Source organism: Demequina soli (assembly GCF_000971195.1).
GTDB lineage: Bacteria > Actinomycetota > Actinomycetes > Actinomycetales > Demequinaceae > Demequina > Demequina soli.
In genome coordinates this window covers 43330-63103 of sequence record NZ_BBLZ01000006.1, presented here as the reverse complement: position 1 = coordinate 63103, position 19774 = coordinate 43330, and the positions used below count along the sequence as shown (strand labels likewise).

The following is a 19774-nucleotide window of genomic DNA, read 5'->3' as shown; positions in this document are numbered from 1 at the left end:
GCTCTCAGCGCGCGACGACGTCCTTGTACGCGTCGTGGTGCGGGATGCCCTCGTCGAGGTAGCCATCGCCGTGCGCGACGTAGCCCAGCCGCGCGTAGAACGGCATCGCCTGGTCCTGGGCGCTCAGCTCGACGCGCACGCACCCATCCACGCCGTGCCGGGCCAGCGCCTCGGCCTCGAGCGCCCCCATGAGCACGCGTCCGGCGCCGGTCCCGCGCGCCGCGGCGAGCACCGCGAGCCGGCCGATGTGGGGGTTCGCGGGGTCCATCGCGCCGTGATCGGCATGGAACTCGTCGGTGTGCGGCGCGAGGAGACGGCCGGTGCCCAGGACCGCGCCGTCGTCGGCGTGCACGAGGACGTGGACGGTGCGCGCGTCGTCGTCCTGGGCGTCGCGCTCCATGTCGGGCGACACGCCCTGCTCGTCGACGAAGACGGCGAAGCGCACGGCGAGCGCCTCCTCGAGCCCTTCGCGCGAGGCGACGACGGAGACCTGCATCAGCCGCGCAGGATCTCGAGCGCGGCGGCCAGATCCTCCGGGTAGTGCGACGTCACGCGCACCTCGCCGCCGCGCGTGGGGTGCTCGAACGCGAGCTCGTGGGCGTGCAGCCACTGGCGCGTGAGCCCGAGCCGCGTGGCCAGCGTCGGGTCGGCGCCGTACGTGAGGTCGCCCGCGAGCGGGTGCCGCATCGCCGCCATGTGCACGCGGATCTGGTGCGTGCGCCCCGTCTCGAGGTGGATCTCCAGCAGCGACGCCGCGGGGAACATCTCGAGGACCTCGTAGTGCGTCACCGACGGCTTGCCGCCCTCGACGACCGCGAACTTCCAGTCGGAGCTGGGGTGACGCCCGATGGGCGCGTCGATGGTGCCCTCGGTCGGGTCGAGGTGGCCCTGCGCGACCGCGTGGTAGATCTTCTCGACGGTGCGCTCCTTGAAGGCGCGCTTGAGGACGCTGTAGGCGGGCACGCTGCGGGCGACCACCATGAGGCCGGACGTGCCGACGTCGAGGCGGTGGACGATGCCCTGGCGCTCGGGCGGCCCGGCCTCGGCCAGGCGGTAGCCGGCTGACGCGAGCGCGCCCACCACCGTGGGGCCGGTCCAGCCCGGCGACGGGTGCGCCGCGACGCCGATGGGCTTGTTCACGACGACGATGTCCTCGTCCTCGTACGCGACCTCGAGGCCGCCCTCGATGGGCGGCTCGGGCGCGGCCGGGCGTTCGTCGGGGATGTCGACGGCGAGGATGCCGTCGTGCAGCCGGTCGGAGCGGCCCACGGCCCGTCCGTCGAGCATGACGTTGCCGCCGTCGAGGATGTCGGCCGCCTTGGTGCGCGACAGGCCCAGCATGCGCGCGAGCGCCGCGTCGGCGCGCTCGCCGACGAGCGCGTCGGGGACGGGCAGGTAGCGGGTGTCAGCCACGCTCGTGGGCCGGGTCGTCCGTCGCGGCGTCGTCGCCGCTCGGGGAGGCGTCCGCGGGCCCGTCCGAGGCCGGTGCCGTCGCGTCGCCCGCGGCGGCCGGCGCATCGTCCACGGGGGCGTGCTCGGGCTCGAGGATCGGCTTCGACGCGAGGCCCGCGATGACCAGGGCGATCGCGGCGCCGACGATGGCGATGTCCGCCACGTTGCCGATGAACTGGTCGCCGTAGTTGATCATGTCGACCACGTGGCCCTCGCCGAAGGACGGCTGGCGCAGGAGGCGGTCGATGAGGTTGCCCAGCGCGCCGCCGAGCGCGATGCCGAACAGCACGACGGGCCAGCCCGGGCGGGCGCGGCGCGCGTAGTAGACGATGCCGACGGTCACGACCGCCGCGACGATGGTGAGGATCCACGTCGACGACTCGCCGAGGCTGAACGCCGCCCCGGAGTTGAACACGAGCTCGATGGACAGGAGGTCACCGAGCAGCGGGTGCTTCTCGTACGGCACGAGGGCCGTGAGCGCCCACTGCTTGGTGAGCTGGTCGAGCGCGACGACTCCCGCCGCGGTCAGCCAGAACGCGGGCCTCCAGCTCAACGACGCTCCTCGCGCTGCTTGCACGTGACGCACAGGCTCGCGCGCGGGAACGCCATGAGGCGCGCCCGGCCGATGCCCTGGCCGCACGACTGGCAGGCGCCGTAGGTGCCGTTCTTGATGCGGCGCAGCGCCTCGACGCTCTGCTCGAGCATCTCGCGCGTGTTGTTGACGATCGACATCTCCTGCTCGCGCTCGAGCGCGGTGGAGCCGGCGTCGGCCTGGTCGTCACCGGCGCCCTCGGAGGTGTGCAGCAGGTCGTCGAGCTCGCTCTCGGTGACGCCCAGCTCGGCCACGAGGCGCTCGACGTCGGCGTTGAGCACCTCCACGACCTGGCGCAGGTCCGAGATCTTCCAGGCCTCGTCGCCCTCGCGGACGGGAAGCTTCTTCACATCCGCCGGCTTCAGCTCGGCCGGGTCCACCACCACGATGGTCACATCGGTGCTGCTCATGATCGTCCTCGTCTCTGCCTGGTGAAAGGAGGGTAGTCCCCCGTGGAGCACATAGCAAAGCGCCGCGCCCGAAGGGCGCGGCGCCTCGCATGGCGGGATGTCAGTCGCGCTGCTCGTCCGAGCCGTCCTCGGCGCTGCGCCACGGGCTCTGCGGCGTGTACGGCGTGCCGAACTGGGTCGACTGCGGCTGGTACGGCTGCTCGGCGAGCTTCGGCGTCATGCCCGTGACGGGCGCGAACGGGTAGGCCTCGCCGGACTCGTCCTCGGTCGCCTCGGCCGCGTCCTCGTCCGTCGTCTCGGCGTCGTCGCCCGACGCGTCCTCGACGGCCTCGTCGGTCTCGGCGGGCGCCTCGGCGGCGAAGTCCTCCTCGACCGACTCCTCGACCGGGGTCTCCTCGGCGGCTGCCGGGGCCTCGTCGAGCAGGTCCTCGCCCACGAACGTCGCGACCGGCGCGGGGGCGGTGCCCTCCGCGTGGTCGAGGTCGCCGAGCAGGTTGCTCAAGTACGACTTGAGGCGGGCGCGGTAGTCACGCTCGAAGCGGCGCAGGTCGTCGATCTTCGACTCGAGCAGCGAGCGCTCGGTCGACAGCTCGTCCATGCGGGCCTTCGCGTCGGTCTCGGCGCGCTCGACGATGGACTCGGCCTTGGCCTTGCCCTCCTCGACGAGGCGCTCCTTCTCCTCCTCGCCCGCGGCGACGTACTCGTCGTGGAGCTTCTGCGCCATCGCGAGCATGCCTGTCGGGGTCGGCGGGTTGACGTCCGTCGCGGCGGCGAGCAGCCCCGTGTCGGTGGTGGCCTCGGTCGCGGCGGGTGCCGGCGCGGCGCCACCCTGCTCGACGCGCGCGGCGAGCTCGTCGCGCTCCTTGGTCAGCTGGGAGATCGTGGCGGCGACCTCGTCGAGGAAGTCGTCCACCTCGTCCTGGTCGAAGCCCTCCCGATACTTGGTCTTCGAGAAGGCCTTGTTGAGGACGTCCTCGGCGGTCAGCAATGCCATGTCGACTTCCACCTCTGACTGGTCGGGGCCGGAGGTCCGGCCTAGCGGGTATTTCGTCACTGTACCGACTGATGTATCGGCACGCACTTGAGAGTCGTGGCTCAGAGGCTCGCGGCGATCGCCCCGACCCACTGGTACAGCAGGGACACCGCGAGGAACACGATGAGGAACGCGAGGTCGATGCGCACCTGCCCGAGCGACAGCGGCGGCACCACACGGCGCACCGCCTTGATGGGAGGGTCGGTCAGCGTGAGCACGCCCTCGACGGCGACCAGCGCCGCGCCGGTGGGGTGCCAGTCGCGCGCGAAGGCGAGCACCAGGCTGATGACGATGCGCGCGAGCAGCGCGAGCATGAACAGGAACAGCACGAACTGCAGCGCGCCGATGAAGAAAGCCACGCGGCGAGCCTACCGGGCGATCCGCCCGGCGCGTTAGCCCTGGTTGTTGTAGAAGGCCTGGTCCTGGTGCGGCTCGTCGTCGATCCCGATCTCCACGTGGGCGGGCGAGATGAGGAACACCGAGGTGGTGACGCGCTCGAGCGACCCGTGCAGGCCGAACGACAGGCCGGCCGAGAAGTCGACGAGGCGCTTGGCGTCCGCGTCCGACATCTCGGTGAGGTTCATGATGACCGGCACGCCCATGCGGAACGCCTCGCCGATGAGGCGGGCGTCGTTGTAGCTGCGCGGCTTGATGGTCTGGATGCGACGCAGGTCGGCGGCGGGCACCGCGGCCTCGCGCGGCGTGCGGGCCTGCTTGGGCGCCGCCTTCGGAGCCTGCTGACGCACCTCGGAGACGTCGTGCAGGTGCGTGACGGGCGCGAGCTCGGGCTCGGCGTAGTCGTACTCCTCCTGCTCGTTCACGTCGAAGCCGAGGTACTGGATCGCCTTGCGCAGTGCGCTCATCATGACCCCCTGGTCGTGGTGCAAATCAACATGATCACCGTAGGGCCGCGATCGACCGCGTCAGCGGACCGACACGCCGCACACGATGACGCCGGCGTGCCGCCCGGTGACGCCGTCACGGCGGTGCGAGAAGAGCGTCGGGTCCTCGGCGGTGCAGGCACGATGCCGGATGACGGCGGTGAAGCCGAGCTCGCCCAGGCGTGACTCGGCGGCGCGTGGCAGGTCGAGGGCCGGGGTCCCGGCGCGCGTCGCGGAGCGCGCCGTGGGGTGGCGCGCGGCGACCGCGTCGCGCAGGTCGAGCGGCACCTCGTAGCAGCGGCCGCAGATCGCGGGCCCGATGCTGGCGGACAGCCCCGCGCGGCCTCGCCGCTGGACGGGGGTGCGCATGTCGAGCAGCGCCGCGACGGCGGAGTCCACCGCTCCCCTGCGGAGCCCCTCGCGACCCGCGTGGACGGCCGCGACCGCGCCCGTCACGGCATCGTGCAGGAGGATCGGCATGCAGTCCGCGGCGATCGCGCCGAGCGCGACGCCGGGCGTCCGGGTGACGACCACGTCGCCGGGCTCGGGCTGCTGCCCCGGACGCGTCACCTCGACGACGCGGATCCCGTGCTCCGCCGTGAGGAAGGACACCGGGGCGCCGGCGACGACCGAGACGGCCGCGCGGTTGCGCGCGACCGCCTCGGGTGCGTCGCCGACGTGGGTGGCGAGGTTGAGCGACTCGTACGGCGCCGCCGACGTGCCGCCCGCCCTCGCGGTGAAGAATGCGCGAACCGGCAGGCCGGCGTCGAGCATGCCTCCCTACCGGAGGAAGTCAGGCACGTCGAGCGTGTCCGCGACCGGGCGGGGGGCGGGTGCGGGGATCGCGGCCGTGGCGGGCGCGGGCTCCGCGGCGACCGGCGCGGGGCCGGCGGGGAGGACGTCGGTCTCGACGGGTGCGTCCACGGGCTCGAGCTCCTCGGCCTTGGGGGCCGGGGTCGACTCGATCGCGCCCAGCGCGCCGGCGTGCGTGCGGTGCGTCGGGGCGCCGCCGTCGAAGCCGGCCGCGATGACGGTGATGCGGAGCTCGTCGCCCAGCGAGTCGTCGATCACGGTGCCGAAGATGATGTTGGCCTCGGGGTGGGCCGCCTCGCGCACCAGGCGGGCCGCGGTCTCGACCTCCTTGATGCCGAGGTTCGAGCCGCCGGAGATCGACAGCAGCACGCCGTGCGCGCCCTCGATCGACGCCTCGAGCAGCGGCGACGCGATGGCGCCTTCCGCGGCCTCGAGCGCGCGGGACTCGCCGCGGGCGCTCGCGACGCCCATGAGCGCGGTGCCGGCGCCCTGCATGACGGACTTGACGTCGTTGAAGTCGACGTTGATGAGGCCCGGCGTCGTGATGAGGTCGGTGATGCCCTGGACGCCGCCCTGGAGGACCTGGTCGGCGGCCGCGAAGGCGCCGAGGACGCTCAGCTGCGCGTCGGAGATGTCGAGCAGGCGGTCGTTGGGGATGACGATGAGGGTGTCGACCTCCTCGCGCAGGCGGTCGATGCCGGAGTCCGCCTGGTCCGCGCGGCGGCGGCCCTCGAAGCCGAACGGGCGGGTCACCACGCCGACGGTGAGCGCGCCGAGCGAGCGCGCGATGCGCGCGACGACGGGCGCGCCGCCCGTGCCGGTGCCGCCGCCCTCGCCCGCGGTGACGAAGACCATGTCGGCGCCGCGGAGGGCCTCGGCGATCTCGTCCTCGTGGTCCTCGGCGGCCTTCTTGCCGACCTCGGGGTCGGCGCCCGCGCCGAGGCCGCGGGTGAGCTCGCGGCCGATGTCGAGCTTCACGTCCGCGTCGGACATGAGCAGCGCCTGCGCGTCGGTGTTGATGGCGATGAACTCGGCGCCCTTGAGGCCGACGTCGATCATGCGGTTCACGGCATTCACGCCGCCGCCGCCCACGCCGACGACCTTGATGTGCGTGATGTAGTTCTGCGGTGCGGCCATGTGCCTTCCCTTTCAACCTTAACCCTCAAGTTGAGGGTTATAGTTATGTCAAGTCGTTCATTGATGAAGGTACGGGCGCGCGGACGGATCGCTCCGGCCGACACGCGCGTTTCGCGAAGATTATCGGCGCGCCCGCGCGACGCGGCGCGCCCGCGCGACGCTCAGTCGCGCGTCGTGGGCAGCGTGGGCGCCGACACGTCGATCACCGACGCCGCCTTGCCCTGGTCGGACGCGAGGAGCACCTGGAGCACGCGCGCCTTGAGCGGCGAGTCGTCCGCGCTCCCCCACTCGACCTTGGGCCCGTCGCGCAGCACGAAGGTGACGGTGTCCTCCGTCGAGGCGCTGATGTCCTGCACGCGGTTGCGCAGCTTGACCGGGAGCTGGTTGACCACGCCGAGCACGGACTCGAGCACGCGCTCGTTCCCCTTGCCCACGGGCACCGTCACGACGGGCAGCCTGGCCGGCGCGCCGTCGGCGTGGCCCACGCGCGTCGCCTCCGAGTCGAGCAGGTCGTAGCCGTCCGTGGCGGGCACGGCGGCGACGGGCTCGCGCGAGGTGAGCTCGATGAGCAGCCCGCGCGGCCACACGCGCTCGACGGTGGCGTCGCGCACGCCTGGCACGTCGCGCAGCTCGTCGGCGAGGCGCGACGAGGCGAGCGTGGCGAGGGATCGGCCCTCGTGCGCGTCGACGACCGCGGCCACGTCCGCCGGATCGACCACAGTCCCGTACCCCGTCACCTCGACGTCCTGCGGGTCGAGCGCGAGCACGGGCGACGCGAGCACCACCCACGCGAGGAGCGCGGCGATGGCGACGTAGCCGGCGCGGCGCGCCCACACGAGCGCGGACAGGCGCCGCTGCGCCGCCGCGCGCTCCTTGAGGCGGGCCTGCAGGCGCAGGGTGACGTTGCCGAGCTGCTCCGCGGCCACCTCGGCGCCCTTGGCGGTGCCGCGGCGCACGCGGCCCGTGACGCGCGCGCCGGTGGACGATGCGCCGGTCGGGTCGGCCCCTCGCGGCTGGCGACGCGCAGGGTCGCGCCGCCACGCCTGCGCGAGGTCCTCGGAGTCGGCCGACACGGGAACCGAGCCCGCGCGCGGCCGCTCCGCTGCGGGGCGGGGGCGGGCCGGGGCGGCGGGCATGGGCGGGCGCGACGCCTGGCCGTCGGCGGGACGCCGGGCGGCCGGTCGCGGCGGGCGCCGGACCTCAGACATCGCCGTCCCGTGCCGCGAGGCGCGCGAGGATCCAGTCCGCGGCGAGGGTCACGGTGCCCGAGCCGACCGTGAACACCGTGTCGCCCGGGCGCGCGGCGTCGGCGGCGAGCCGCGCCGCGTCCTCGAGGTCGTCCGCGAGGGTCAGCGTCGAGCCCGCGGGCATGACGGCGTGCGCGGCGATGGACGCCGAGGACACCCCGGGGATGGGGTCCTCCCGGTCGCCGTGGACGGGCGCGAGGACCACCGCGGCGTCCGCGACGGACAGCGCGCGCCCGAAGCCCTCGGCATGCATCTGCGTGCGCGTGAACAGCGCGGGCTGGAAGAGCACGACCATGCGTCCCACCCCGCCGTCGCGCGCGGCCCGCAGCAGCGCGGCGACCTCGGTCGGGTGGTGCGCGTAGTCGTCGATCACGGTGACGCCGCCGGCCTCGCCGCGCAGCTGGTAGCGCCGGCCCGTGCCCGCGAAGGTCGCGAAGGCAGCCGCGGCCGCCGCGGGGTCGGCGCCCATCTCGACGGCCGCGAGCCAGGCCGCGGTCGCGTTGAGACGGTTGTGGCGCCCGGGGGCGGAGACGGCGAGGGGCAGGGTGCGGCCCGCGTACGCGATGCCGGCGTCGTCGACGATCGCGTCGGCGTCGACGGAGCCGTACGTGATCACCCGCGTGCCCGCCGCCCGGGCCTCGTCGGCCAGGCGCCGCACCACCGCATCGTCCACGCACGCGATGACGGTGCCGGACTGCGCCGCGAAGTCGGCGAACGCGCGGTGCAGGTTCTCGACCGTGCCGTGGAAGTCGAGGTGGTCGGGCTCGATGTTGAGCAGGATCGACACCTCGGGGCGGTAGCGCAGGAAGGAGCCGTCGGACTCGTCGGCCTCGAGCACGGAGACGCCCGCGGTGCCGGCGTAGCCGCCCGCGACCGCGCCCTCGATGCCGAAGACGCGCGCGCCGACCGCGAAGCCCGCGTCGATGCCGCTCGCGTGGAGCGCGTGGGCGACCATCGCGGACGTCGTGGTCTTGCCGTGCGAGCCGGCCACCGCGACGAGGCGCTGGCCCTCGAGGGCGCGCACGAGCGCCTCGGAGCGGTGCCACACCGGGATGCCGAGCTCGCGTGCGCGCGCCAGCTCGACGTTGGTCTCGCGCACCGCGGTCGAGACGACCACCGCCTCCGCGCCGTCGACGAGCGCCGCGTCGTGGCCGAGCTGCACGTCCATGCCGGCGTCGCGCAGCGCCTGGAAGTAGGCGGTCTCGGTGAGGTTGGTGCCCGAGACGTCGTAGCCGCGCGCGGCGATGAGGCGCGCGACGGCGGACATGCCGGAGCCGCCGACGCCGATGAAGTGGATGCGGCTCACAGCGCGCCCTCGATCAGGTCGGCGAGGCGCGCGGCCCCGTCGGCGATGCCGATGCCGCGCGCGGCCTCGCGCATGGCCTCGCGCGCGTCGCGGTCGAGCAGCATGCGCTCGGCGTGCAGCGTGAGCGCCGCCGGGGTGAGGTCGGCGTCGCGCACGAGCACCGCGGCGCCGGCGTCGACCGCGGAGGCGGCGTTGAGCGCCTGCTCGCCGTTGCCGTGGGCCAGGGGGACGTAGAGCGCGGGCAGGCCGAGGGCGCCGATCTCGCACACCGTCGCGGCGCCCGAGCGGCACACCACCGCGTCCGCGGCGGCGAAGGCGGACGCCATGTCGTGCGAGTACTCGGCGACCGCGTACATCCCGCGGTCGGCGGCGGGCAGCTCGGCGAGCGCCCGGTAGGCCTCCTCCGTCTTGCCCTTGCCGGTGAGGTGGATGACGTGGACGCCGTGTCCCACGAGGGTGCCGATCGCGCCGGCGAGGGCCGCGTTGAGGCTCGCGGCGCCGAGCGAGCCTCCGAACGCGAGCAGCACGGGCGCGTCGGCCGCCCACCCGCGGGCCTCGCGTGCCGCCGCGGCGGCACGCGCCCGGCTGGCGGCATCCGCGAGGGTGCCGGCGAGCGCCTCGAGCTCGGGACGCAGCGGCAGCCCGGTGACGGTCGCGTGGCGCAGCGGGGTGCCGGGGAACGTCACGGCGACCCGGTCCGTCAGCCGCGCGCCCAGCTTGTTCGCGATGCCGGGCTTGGCGTTGGCCTCGTGCACGACGATCGGCAGGCGGCGGCGCCGCGCGGCGAGGTACAGCGGCGTGGACACGTAGCCGCCGAAGCCGACGACCGCATCGGCCCGCACGCGGTCGATCGCCGCCTCGCAGGCCTTCACGGCGCCGCGCAGGGCGCCCGGGAACCGCAGCGCCGCGGCGTCGGGCCGGCGCGGGAACGGCACCTTCTCGATCTCGACCAGGTCGAGGCCCGCGCGGGGGACGAGGTCGGCCTCGAGGCCGTCCGGGGTGCCGACCGCGGTGACGTCGTGGCCGCGCTCGAGCAGGGTGGACGCGGTCGCGAGCAGCGGGTTGACGTGGCCGGCGGTGCCTCCTCCGGCGAGGAGCAGGCTAGCCACGGCGCCCCCTCGACAGGACCGCGAGCGAGCGGCGCACCACGGAGGGTCGCGCGGCGAGCGCCTCGGGCGCTCCCGGCTCGTTGCGGGCGAAGGACAGGAGGACCCCGACTGCGGCCATGGACATGATGAGGGACGAACCTCCGGAGGAGACGAGTGGGAGCGGGACTCCCGTGACGGGCGCGAGCTCGAGCACGACCGCGATGTTGACGCAGGCCTGGACGACGATCCACGCGCCGATCGCCGCGGCGGCGATCTGCACGAAGAGGTCGGTCGAGCGGTGGACGATGCGCGTGACGGCCACGAGGATCATGGCGTACGCGGCGAGGATGAGGAGCGTGCCGATGAGGCCGAACTCCTCGCCGATGATGGCGAAGATGTAGTCGTTGTCGGAGGCGGGCAGCCAGCCCCACTTCTCGCGGCTCATGCCGGGCCCGAGGCCCCACAGCCCGCCCGAGGCGAGCGCCCACGTGCCGTGGGTCTGCTGCCAGCACTCCGCGGTGTCGGTGCACGAGCCGGTGGCCCACTGGCTGATGCGGTCGACGCGGGACTGCGCGGCGAAGACGAGCCCGACGGCGCCGACGCCGAGCAGCCCGGCCGCCATGGCGAAGAACCGGCCGGGCACGCCCGCGACCCAGAACGCGACCACCACGACCACCAGCATGATCATCGCGGTGCCCATGTCCTTGCCGGCGAGCACGAGGCCGATGACGAGGATCGCCATGATGCCGCCCGGGACCATGATGTCGCGCGGGTTGGTGAGCTTCTTGCGGAACTTGGACAGCACCACGCCGAGGTAGAGCGCGAGGCCCAGCTTGGCGATCTCGGAGGGCTGGAGGCTGAAGCCCGCGATCCGGATCCACGCCTTGTTGCCGCCGACCGCGTAGCCGGTGACGAGCACCACGCCGAGGAGGATCATCGCGCCGAACAGCACGGCGGGCGCGGCCCGCTTCCAGAACTTCACGGGCATGCGCGCGCCCACGACGAGCGCAGCGAGGCCCACCGCGAACGCGATGAGCTGCGTGACGAAGCCCGCGTACGCGTTGCCGTTGTCGACGCGGATGGACACGATCGACGAGCTCGACAGCACCACCGCGAGCCCCACGAGCAGGAGGATCGTGGTGGCGGCGAGGAGGAGGTAGTACGACGTCGTCGCGGATCGCATCCCCGTGGCCGTGGCCTCGGGCCGCGCGGCGGTCGCCGTCATGTCACTCCTCGCGGTCCATTGCCTCCACCGCCCTGGTGAACGCCTCTCCTCGGTCCGCGTAGCTGCGGAACTGATCCATCGATGCGCACGCGGGTGACAGGAGCACCGTGTCCCCCGGCTCCGCGAGCCCGCGGGCGGCCGCGACCGCCCGCTGCATCACATCCTCCCCCGGCGGTACGGACACCACGGGTATATCGGACGCGTGTGTCGCGAGCGCGGTCGCGAGCGGCTCCTGGTCCACCCCGATGAGCACGGCGGCCCGCACGCGGCCCGCGACGTCCTCCACGAGGGCGGAGAACTCCTGCCCCTTGGCGAGGCCCCCGGCGATCCACACGACCGAGCGGTCGGCGCGCCCGCCGAACGCCGCCTGGACGGCGTGGGCGTTGGTGGCCTTCGAGTCGTCCACGTACGCGACCCCGTCGAGGTCGCGCACCCAGGCCGTGCGGTGATGGTCGAGGCGGAACGAGCGGAGCCCGTCGCGCACGGCCTCGGGGGCGACGCCGACGGCGCGGCACAGCGCGGCCGCCGCGAGGGCGTTCGTGACCAGGTACGGGGGCACGTCGCCCGCGACGAGGTGGGCCAGGTCGTCGACCTCGCCGAGCTCGGCCGCCTGACGGTGCCGGTCGGGGTGGAAGGCACGGTCGACGAGCAGGCCCTCGACCAGTCCCAGCTGCGAGGGCGCGGGCGAGCCGAGGGTGATGCCGACGGCGCGCGCGCCCTCGACCACCTCGGCCTCCGCGACCATCGACTCGACCAGCGCATCGGCCGCCGGGTACACGCACGCCACCTGGACGTGCTGGTAGACCTTCGCCTTGTCGGCGCGGTAGGCCTCGAGGCTGCCGTGCCAGTCGGTGTGGTCGTCGTCGGCGTTGAGGCACACCGCCGCGTGGGGCGAGATGGTGTGCGCGAAGTGCAGCTGCAGGCTCGCGATCTCGACGGCCACCAGGTCGGACTCCTCGCGCGCGGCGTGGATGACGGGGATGCCCATGTTGCCGCACACGCGCACGTCGAGCCCGCCTGCCCTCGCGATCGCGCCGACCATCTGCGTGGTGGTGGTCTTGCCGTTGGTGCCGGTCACCATGACCCACGGGATGCCCGGGCGGCGCACGCGCCACGCGAACTCCATCTCGGACCAGATCTCGAGGCCCGCGGCCTCGCACGCACGCACGGCGTCCGAGTGGGGCGCGAAGCCCGGGGACGCCATCACGACGTCGAACGTCGACAGGTCCACCTCGGAGACGTCGCGGTGATCGGCGGCGCCGTTCGCGTCGACCGTGACGGCGATGCCGCCCAGCTCGCGCGTGACCTCGGCGGCGGACGTGCCCGCGATGCCGACGCCCAGCACGAGGACGCGGCGGCCCTCCACCGGGTTGAGCACCGTCACAGCGAGGCCACCCAGGCCGCGTAGAAGATGCCGACGCCGAGGCCGGTGAACATCGCGGCGATGATCCAGAACCGCGTGACGATGGTCACCTCGCCCCAGCCCATGAGCTCGAAGTGATGGTGCAGCGGCGCCATCTTGAACAGCCGCTTGCCGCCCGAGATCTTGAAGTACCCGATCTGCAGCACGGAGCTCGCGACGACGATGACGAAGAGGCCGCCGACGATCACGCCGAGCAGCTCGGTGCGCGTCACCATCGTCATGCCGGCGATCGCGCCGCCCAGCGCGAGCGAGCCGGTGTCGCCCATGAAGATCTTGGCGGGGCTCGCGTTCCACCACAGGAAGCCCAGGCTCGCGCCGGCGATCGCTCCCGCGAGGATCGCGAGGTCCCACGGGTCCCTGACCTCGTAGCAGGTGGAGCCCGCGCCGGGGGTGCCGCACGCCTGGTTGATCTGCCACAGGCAGATGAGGATGTACGCGACGAAGAAGATGACCGCGGTGCCCGAGGCCAGGCCGTCGAGCCCGTCCGTGAGGTTGACGGCGTTCGACCACGCGGTGATGAGGAAGTTCGACCAGATCACGAACAGGATGAGGCCGGCCGTGGGCCCCCAGATCGCGAGGTCGACGTTCGTGTCGCGCAGGAACGAGATCGCGGTGGAGGCGGGCGTGACGCCGTTGGAGTCGGGGAACTGGAGCGCGAGGATGCCGAACGAGATGCCGACGATCCCCTGCCCGAGGAACTTCCAGCGCGCCTTCAGGCCCAGCGAGCGCTCGCGCGAGATCTTGATCGCGTCGTCGAGGAAGCCGACGAAGCCCAGCCCCACCATGAGGTAGACGACGAGCATGGACGATGCGCTGGGCGTGCGTCCGACGAGCAGGTTGCCGCCGAGCCACGCGAGGACCGCCGCGAGGATGATGACGACGCCTCCCATGGTGGGGGTGCCGCGCTTGACGTGGTGGCTGGCGGGACCGTCCTGCCGGATGAACTGGCCGAACTGCCGGCGCGTGAGGTACCGGATGAGCACCGGCGTCGCGAGGAGCGACAGCAGGACTCCCAGCCCCGCCGCGAACACGACCGCCTTCATCCGACTCCTCCCACGAGCTGATCCGCGAGCTCCCACAGGCCGGAGCCGTGGGATGCCTTGACGAGGACGGTGTCCCCCTGCCGCAGCGTCTCCTCGAGGAGCGCGCGCGCCTCGCCGATTGTATCGACGTAGGTCGCCTCGTCGCCCCACGAGCCCTCGCGGACGGCGGCGATGTACGCGGGCCTCGCGCCCTCGCCGACGATGATCGTGCGGTCGATGCGGAGGCGGACCACCTCGGTGCCGATCTGCTCATGGATCGCGAGCGATGCGTCGCCGAGCTCGCGGATCTCGCCGAGCACGGCGACGGTCCTGCCGCCGTCCGCCACGAGCTTGAGCGCGCGCAGCGCGGCGCGCATCGACTCGATGGACGCGTTGTAGGCGTCGTCGATCACGGTGACGCCGTCGGGCCGCTCGGTCACGGCCATGCGGTGGGCCGACACGGGTCCGGCGGCGGCGACGCGCTCCCACGCGTCGTCGGGCGCGAGCGCGCACTCGAGGCACACCGCGAGGGCGGCGAGGGCGTTGGTGGCGTGATGCTCCCCCACGAGCGCGAGGGTCCGGCGCGGCAGCACCGTGCCGTCGGCGAGCGCGACCTCGAAGGACGCGCGTCCCTTGACCGTGGTGACGCCGCTGGCGGCCACGTCGCCGTGGCCGTTGCCGAACATCACCGCGCGCTCGGCGAGCGCGGCCATCGGGGCGACCCGCGCATCGTCCGCGTTGAGGACCGCGACGCCGCCGGGCACCAGGCCCTGCACGATCTCGCTCTTGGCGACCGCGACGTCGTCGGGCGACGCGTACTCGCCCATGTGCGCCGTGCCGACGGTGAGCGCGACCGCGACGTCGAGCGGCGCGATCGACGTGAGGTACGCGATGTGGCCGAGGCCGCTCGCGCCCATCTCGAGCACCAGGAAGCGCGTGGCGGCGTCGGCGCGCAGCACCGTGAGCGGCATGCCGATCTCATTGTTGAAGCTGCCGACGGGGGCCACGACGTCGGGCAGGACCTGCGCGAGGAGGTCCTTGGTGGTGGTCTTGCCGTTCGAGCCGGTGATGCCGATCACCGTGATCTCGCCCTCGGCGCGCAGCAGCGCGAGGTAGGCGCGGGCGAGGTAGCCCAGCGCGGCCTGGACGTCGGCCACCAGCACGTGCGGCGCGTCGACCGGCTCGGAGACCAGGCACAGCGACGCGCCCGCGGCGACGGCCTGCGGGACGAAGTCGTGCCCGTCGACGCGCTCGCCCACGAAGGCGACGTAGAGGCAGCCGGGCGCGACCGCGCGGGAGTCCTTCTCGACGGCGGTGACGACGGCCTCGGGATCGGCGGCGAGCGTGCCGCCGACCGCCTCCGCGATCCACGCGGCGGTGACCGCCCTCACGCGCGCTCCTCGCCGACCTTGGCGAGGGCGTCGAGGAAGGCCCCGGCGTCCGTGTACGGGTAGTGCACTCCGTCGATCTCCTGCGTGGTCTCGTGCCCCTTGCCGGTGGCGATGATGGTGTCGTCGGGTCCCGCGAGGCGCACGGCGGCCTCGACGGCCGCGGCGCGCGGGAACACCTCGTGGACGTCGGCCCCGTCGGGGCGCTCGGCGAGCGCGCCCTCCATGATCCGGCCGCGGATGTACGCGGCGGGCTCGGTGCGCGGGTTCTCGTCCGTGACGAACACGACGTCCGCGTGGGTCGCGGCGGCGACTCCGAGCCCGGGGCGCTTCGAGTCGTCGCGCAGCCCGTCGCACCCGAGCACGATGATGACGCGTCCCGGCGTGACGAGGCGCATCGCGTCGAGCACGCTCGCGATCCCGTCCGGGGTGTGCGCGTAGTCGACCACCGTCATCGGGGTGGTCACGTCGCGCGTCGTGACGATCTCGGTGCGGCCGGGCACCGGGCGCGCGGTCTCGACGCCGCGGATCGCGTCGGCGAGAGGCACGCCGGTCGCGTGCGCCGCGACGATGGCGCCCGCGGCGTTGGACACGTTGATGAGGCCCGGCAGGGGGATCTCGACGTCGTGCCGCGAGCGGTCGGGCGCGACGAGCACGAAGCGCATCCCGCCGCGCGCGGTCGGCTGCGCGTCGATCGCGTTCCAGTCCGCCCACGGCGAGCCGGGCCGCGTCGCGACGGTCTCGACGGGCACGAACACCTCGTCGACCAGGCGCTGCCCCCACTCGTCGTCGACGAGCACGACGGCGCGGTCGGCGAACTCGGGCGTGAAGATGCGGGCCTTCTCCTCGAAGTACTCCTCCATCGTGTGGTGGAAGTCGAGGTGCTCGTAGGAGAGGTTGGTGAACAGGACCACGGCGAAGTGCGTCGCGGTGACGCGCTCGAGCGCGATCGCCTGGGACGATGCCTCGGCCACCGCCGCGGTCACGCCCGCCTCGCGCATGCGGGCGAGCAGGCCCTGGAGCATGGGCGCCTCGGTGGTGGTGCGGGCGGCGGGGGCCGCCTCGTCGCCGATGCGCATCTCGACGGTGCCGAGCAGGCCCACCTTGGCGTGGACGGTGCGGAGGGCGCCCTCGACCAGGAACGACGTGGTGGTCTTGCCGTTGGTGCCCGTGATGCCGACGAGCGGCAGGTCGCGCGACGGGTCGCCGTAGATCTCGGCGGCGGCAAGCGCCGTGACGCGGCGCGGATGGGTGGCGACCAGGACGGGCACGCCCGTGGCGAGGCACTCGTCGGCTCCCGCACGGTCGGTGAGGATCGCGGCGGCGCCCCGCGCGACGGCCTGCGCGGCGAAGCGCGCGCCGTGGACGTTCTCGCCCGGCATCGCGCAGAACAGGTCGCCCGGCTCGACGGCGCGGGAGTCGATGGTCGCGCCCGTCACGCGGACGTCGGGGCCGTGCAGGTCGGCGCCCGCGCGCGCCTCGATGGCGCTGAGCAGGGCGCCCGCGACGCGGGTGGGGCGCATCGGAAGGTCCGGCATTCTCACTTCCAGGTGGTCGGGTACAGCGTGGGGGCCGTCGTGGACGGGGGCACCCTCAGGGTCTGCAACGCAAAGGTTGCCACATCCTTGAAGACGGGTGCGGCGGTCGTGCCGCCCCAGATCGCGGTCTTGGGGTCGTACAGGATGACGGAGACGACGATACGCGGGTCGTCCGCGGGGGCGATGCCGACGAAGGACGCGACGATCGACGTGAGCCGCCCGTCGGCGCCCGCCGCCTGGGCGGTTCCGGTCTTGCCCGCGACGCGGTAGCCGTCGATCTTCGCGAGCACTCCCGTGCCGCCCTCCTCGGTGACGTCCTCGAGCATCGTCAGCACCTGCTTGGCGGTGGACTTCGACACCACCCGCTCGGGGTCGGCGGTCTTGCGTGGCGTGAAGGTGCCGTCGGCGTCGCGGAAGCCCTTGACGATGGTCGGCTGGATCTTCATGCCGTCGTTCGCGATGATCGAGAAGACCTGGGACGTCTGCAGCGCGGTCACCGCGAGCCCCTGGCCGAAGGTGGTGGCCCACTTGGTGCGGCCGTCCCAGTCCTGCCAGTCGTGGACGATGCCGGGCGACTCCGCGAGCAGCCCGACGCCCGTGGTCTCCCCGAAGCCGAACTTCTTGAGGTACTTCCAGCGCGTCTCTGAGCTCATGAGCGCGCCCACCTGGACGGTGCCCGTGTTGGACGACGTCGCGAGGATGCCGGACAGCGTGAGCTTCTGCGTCTCGTGCTCGTGGGAGTCGTGGAACGTCTGGTCGTTGTCGGTCGTGTACGCGTACGGCGCGGTGAAGTGCGACAGGGGCGTCGCGACGCCCTCCTCGATCGCGGCCGCCATCGTGACGACCTTCGCGGTCGAGCCGGGCTCGAACACGGTCGACACCGAGCGCGCGCCGCGGTCGGCCGCGTCGCTCGCGGACGGGTCGTTGGGGTCGACGGTGTTCGAGTCGGCGAGCGCGAGGATCTCCCCCGTCTTGGTGTCCTCGACCACGACGGTCGCGCGGCTCGCGCCCGTGTCGGCGAGCGCCTCCTGCACGCGCTGCTGCGTGTACCACTGGATGTCGCGGTCGAGCGTCGTCACCACCGTCTGGCCGGGCACGGCCGGGGTCTCCTCCTGAACGCCGGTCGGGATGACGTACGCGCCGGTCGAGTCCTTCTCGTAGGTCGTCGATCCGGGCGTGCCGATGAGCTTGTCCTCGTAGGCGGCCTCGATGCCGGTGAGCCCGACCTTGCCGGTGCCCTCGGACGTGCCGCCCATGAAGCCGACGACGTTGCCCGCGAGGGTGCCGTTCGGGTAGACCCGCTTCTCGATCTCCTCGGGCTCGACGCCCACGATCTTCTCCGCGGAGATGAGGTCCCATGTCTCGGGCGAGATGTCCTTGACGATGTAGTGGAAGGTGCTGTCGCCCACCATCTCGGCGCCCAGCTCGTCCGCGTCCATGCCGAGGATGGGCGCGAGGATCGCCGCGGCGCCCGCGGCCCCCTCGGCCACGACGACGCCGTTCTCGGTGCGCTTGAACGTCGCGATCTTCTTCTGGTTGACGCCCACGTTGTAGCGCTCGACCGAGGTGGCGAGCACCGCGCCGTTGCGGTCGACGATGTCCGCGCGCGGCGTCGTGATCTCCTTGGTCACGAGGCGCTGCGACAGCGCGTCGGACGCGATCGACTGCGAGTTGACGGCCTGGATCATCACGAGGCGGCCGGCGAACACGGCGAGCACGAGCAGCAGCGCCACCGCGAGGAACCGCTGACGCAGCCGCGGGTCCGCCAGGCGGGGCGCGCGGGGCGAAGGCATGCGATCTACTGCTTCCCTGTCTCGAGGACGATGCCATCCGATAGTGACACGGAGCCGAGCGCCGGCGCGGGCGCCATGCCGAGGCGTGCCGCCCGCCTCGCGAGGTTCGCGGGGGCGGCGTTGGTGTCGAGGGTCTCCTGCAGCGCGGACTGCTGCGTGTGGAGGTCGGCGATCTGGATCTTGAGGTCGCGGCGCTCGTACGCGCCCTCGGCCATCGTCGTGTTGATGAGGAGCACCGACGCGAGCGCCGCGACGATGATCGCGACGCACAGCCACGCGAACGGCACGAGCGAGCGCGAGGACTCGGGCGCGGCGACGGGCCGAAGGTGGCGGCGCGGGGCCGCCTCGGTCCGCGGTGCGTGCGCGGAACGCTGCTGACGCAGGGGTGCGGCGCTCATGCGTGCCTCCTCAGCCGCTCGGGCGGCGTCGGGCGCAGCCGCTCGGCGGCGCGCAGTCGGACGGGCTTGGATCGGGGGTTGGCCTCCGCCTCCTCGGGCGACGCCTTCTCGGCGCCGCGGGTGAGGAGCCGCAGGTACGGCTGGGCCGACTCGGGGACGATGGGCAGCCCGGGAGGCGCCTGGGTCTCGGCTCCCTCGGCGAACGCGCGCTTGACGATGCGGTCCTCGAGCGAGTGGTAGGACTCGACGACCACGCGGCCGCCCACGCCGACGCCCTCGATCGCGGCCGGGATGGCGCGCTCGAGGACCTCGATCTCGCGGTTGACGGCGATGCGCAGGGCCTGGAAGGTGCGCTTGGCGGGGTTGCCCGCGCCCGGCGTGCGGGTCGCGGCGGGGATGCACGCGCGCACGAGGTCGACGAGCTCGGCCGAGCGGGTGATCGGGGCGGTCTCGCGGCGCCTCACGATGGAGCGGGCGATCTTGTGGGCGAAGCGCTCCTCGCCGTACTCGCGCAGGATGCGCGTGAGCTCGCGCTCGTCCGCGTCGCGCAGCAGGTCGGCCGCGGACACGGGGTCGGCGGGGTTCATGCGCATGTCGAGCGGCGCGTCCTGCGCGTACGAGAAGCCGCGCTCCGCATCGTCGATCTGCAGCGAGCTCACGCCGAGGTCCAGCAGGATCCCGTCCGCGCGGTCGACGCCCGCGGCCGCGAGCGCGCCGGCGATGTCGTCGTACTCGGCGTGGTGGGCGATGAAGCGATCGCCGAAGCGGGCGAGGCGTGCCGAGGCGAGCGCGATCGCCTGCGGGTCGCGGTCGATGCCGACCACGCGGGCGTGGGGGCAGCGCTCGAGGATGCCCTCGGTGTGCCCGCCCATGCCGAGCGTGCCGTCGATCGCGACGGCGCCCTCGTGGTCGAGCGCGGGGGCGAGCAGGTCGACGCAGCGGTCGAGCATCACCGGCGTGTGCCGCTCGGCGGCTCCGCGCTCGTCGTGCTCGTGCTCAGCCATCGCCCCTCCTCACCCGGGTCCGGC

The 19774-nt window shown here is 73.3% G+C and carries 20 protein-coding genes; all 20 read right to left on the bottom strand.

The features are described from left to right. Positions 1-4: 4 nt before the first annotated feature. Positions 5-496 carry a GNAT family N-acetyltransferase gene (locus AOM04_RS12290; RefSeq protein ID WP_062465080.1) on the bottom strand — a complete coding sequence of 164 codons (492 nt, stop codon included), beginning with the start codon at positions 494-496 and terminating at the stop codon, positions 5-7. Further along, positions 496-1413 carry an RluA family pseudouridine synthase gene (locus AOM04_RS12285; RefSeq protein WP_062465079.1) on the bottom strand — a complete coding sequence of 306 codons (918 nt, stop codon included), beginning with the start codon at positions 1411-1413 and terminating at the stop codon, positions 496-498. The genes AOM04_RS12290 and AOM04_RS12285 overlap by 1 nt, the downstream gene beginning before the upstream one ends. Further along, a complete protein-coding gene (lspA, locus tag AOM04_RS12280) occupies positions 1406-2005 on the bottom strand; it encodes a signal peptidase II (protein WP_228373719.1) in 600 nt (199 codons plus the stop codon). The genes AOM04_RS12285 and lspA overlap by 8 nt, the downstream gene beginning before the upstream one ends. Continuing rightward, the gene (locus AOM04_RS12275; RefSeq protein ID WP_062465077.1) at positions 2002-2454 is read right to left on the bottom strand and encodes a TraR/DksA family transcriptional regulator; all 453 of its coding nucleotides are present in this window, start codon (positions 2452-2454) and stop codon (positions 2002-2004) included. Before AOM04_RS12275 ends, lspA begins: the two co-directional genes overlap by 4 nt. 100 nt (positions 2455-2554) lie before the next feature. Next, entirely contained in the window at positions 2555-3448 is an 894-nt protein-coding gene (locus AOM04_RS15025) for a DivIVA domain-containing protein (protein ID WP_082104636.1), read from the bottom strand. Between the two features lie 101 nt (positions 3449-3549). After that, positions 3550-3846: a YggT family protein gene (locus AOM04_RS12265; RefSeq protein ID WP_082104635.1), complete on the bottom strand. Its 297-nt coding sequence runs from the start codon at positions 3844-3846 to the stop codon at positions 3550-3552. 33 nt (positions 3847-3879) lie between these two features. Further along, on the bottom strand, positions 3880-4350 hold the full coding sequence (locus AOM04_RS12260) for a cell division protein SepF (protein ID WP_082104647.1): 471 nt from the start codon (positions 4348-4350) through the stop codon (positions 3880-3882). A 60-nt stretch (positions 4351-4410) separates the two neighbouring features. Then, positions 4411-5142 carry a peptidoglycan editing factor PgeF gene (gene pgeF / locus AOM04_RS12255; RefSeq protein WP_062465076.1) on the bottom strand — a complete coding sequence of 244 codons (732 nt, stop codon included), beginning with the start codon at positions 5140-5142 and terminating at the stop codon, positions 4411-4413. Between the two features lie 6 nt (positions 5143-5148). Next, a complete protein-coding gene (ftsZ, locus tag AOM04_RS12250; RefSeq protein WP_062465075.1) occupies positions 5149-6318 on the bottom strand; it encodes a cell division protein FtsZ in 1170 nt (389 codons plus the stop codon). Between the two features lie 161 nt (positions 6319-6479). Further along, the gene (locus tag AOM04_RS12245; RefSeq protein WP_062465074.1) at positions 6480-7391 is read right to left on the bottom strand and encodes a cell division protein FtsQ/DivIB; all 912 of its coding nucleotides are present in this window, start codon (positions 7389-7391) and stop codon (positions 6480-6482) included. 127 nt (positions 7392-7518) lie between these two features. After that, a complete protein-coding gene (gene murC, locus AOM04_RS12240; protein ID WP_062465073.1) occupies positions 7519-8871 on the bottom strand; it encodes a UDP-N-acetylmuramate--L-alanine ligase in 1353 nt (450 codons plus the stop codon). Next, positions 8868-9980: a UDP-N-acetylglucosamine--N-acetylmuramyl-(pentapeptide) pyrophosphoryl-undecaprenol N-acetylglucosamine transferase gene (locus AOM04_RS12235; protein ID WP_062465072.1), complete on the bottom strand. Its 1113-nt coding sequence runs from the start codon at positions 9978-9980 to the stop codon at positions 8868-8870. The genes murC and AOM04_RS12235 overlap by 4 nt, the downstream gene beginning before the upstream one ends. Further along, on the bottom strand, positions 9973-11184 hold the full coding sequence (locus tag AOM04_RS12230; protein ID WP_062465071.1) for an FtsW/RodA/SpoVE family cell cycle protein: 1212 nt from the start codon (positions 11182-11184) through the stop codon (positions 9973-9975). The genes AOM04_RS12235 and AOM04_RS12230 overlap by 8 nt, the downstream gene beginning before the upstream one ends. A gap of 1 nt (position 11185) precedes the next feature. Continuing rightward, positions 11186-12568 carry a UDP-N-acetylmuramoyl-L-alanine--D-glutamate ligase gene (gene murD / locus AOM04_RS12225; protein WP_062465070.1) on the bottom strand — a complete coding sequence of 461 codons (1383 nt, stop codon included), beginning with the start codon at positions 12566-12568 and terminating at the stop codon, positions 11186-11188. Continuing rightward, entirely contained in the window at positions 12565-13650 is a 1086-nt protein-coding gene (mraY, locus tag AOM04_RS12220) for a phospho-N-acetylmuramoyl-pentapeptide-transferase (RefSeq protein WP_062465069.1), read from the bottom strand. Before mraY ends, murD begins: the two co-directional genes overlap by 4 nt. Further along, entirely contained in the window at positions 13647-15020 is a 1374-nt protein-coding gene (locus AOM04_RS12215; protein ID WP_062465068.1) for a UDP-N-acetylmuramoyl-tripeptide--D-alanyl-D-alanine ligase, read from the bottom strand. Before AOM04_RS12215 ends, mraY begins: the two co-directional genes overlap by 4 nt. Continuing rightward, positions 15017-16555 (bottom strand): UDP-N-acetylmuramoyl-L-alanyl-D-glutamate--2,6-diaminopimelate ligase, encoded by a 1539-nt coding sequence (locus tag AOM04_RS12210; protein WP_062465067.1) that lies wholly within the window; start codon positions 16553-16555, stop codon positions 15017-15019. The genes AOM04_RS12215 and AOM04_RS12210 overlap by 4 nt, the downstream gene beginning before the upstream one ends. Positions 16556-16557: 2 nt before the next feature. After that, complete coding sequence (locus tag AOM04_RS12205) at positions 16558-18348, bottom strand: peptidoglycan D,D-transpeptidase FtsI family protein (RefSeq protein ID WP_062465066.1); 1791 nt, start codon at positions 18346-18348, stop codon at positions 16558-16560. 5 nt (positions 18349-18353) lie between these two features. Continuing rightward, positions 18354-18746, bottom strand: coding sequence for a cell division protein FtsL (gene ftsL, locus AOM04_RS15020; protein ID WP_062465065.1), 393 nt, complete (start codon positions 18744-18746; stop codon positions 18354-18356). Continuing rightward, complete coding sequence (gene rsmH, locus AOM04_RS12195) at positions 18743-19750, bottom strand: 16S rRNA (cytosine(1402)-N(4))-methyltransferase RsmH (protein WP_062465064.1); 1008 nt, start codon at positions 19748-19750, stop codon at positions 18743-18745. Before rsmH ends, ftsL begins: the two co-directional genes overlap by 4 nt. Positions 19751-19774: the final 24 nt, after the last annotated feature.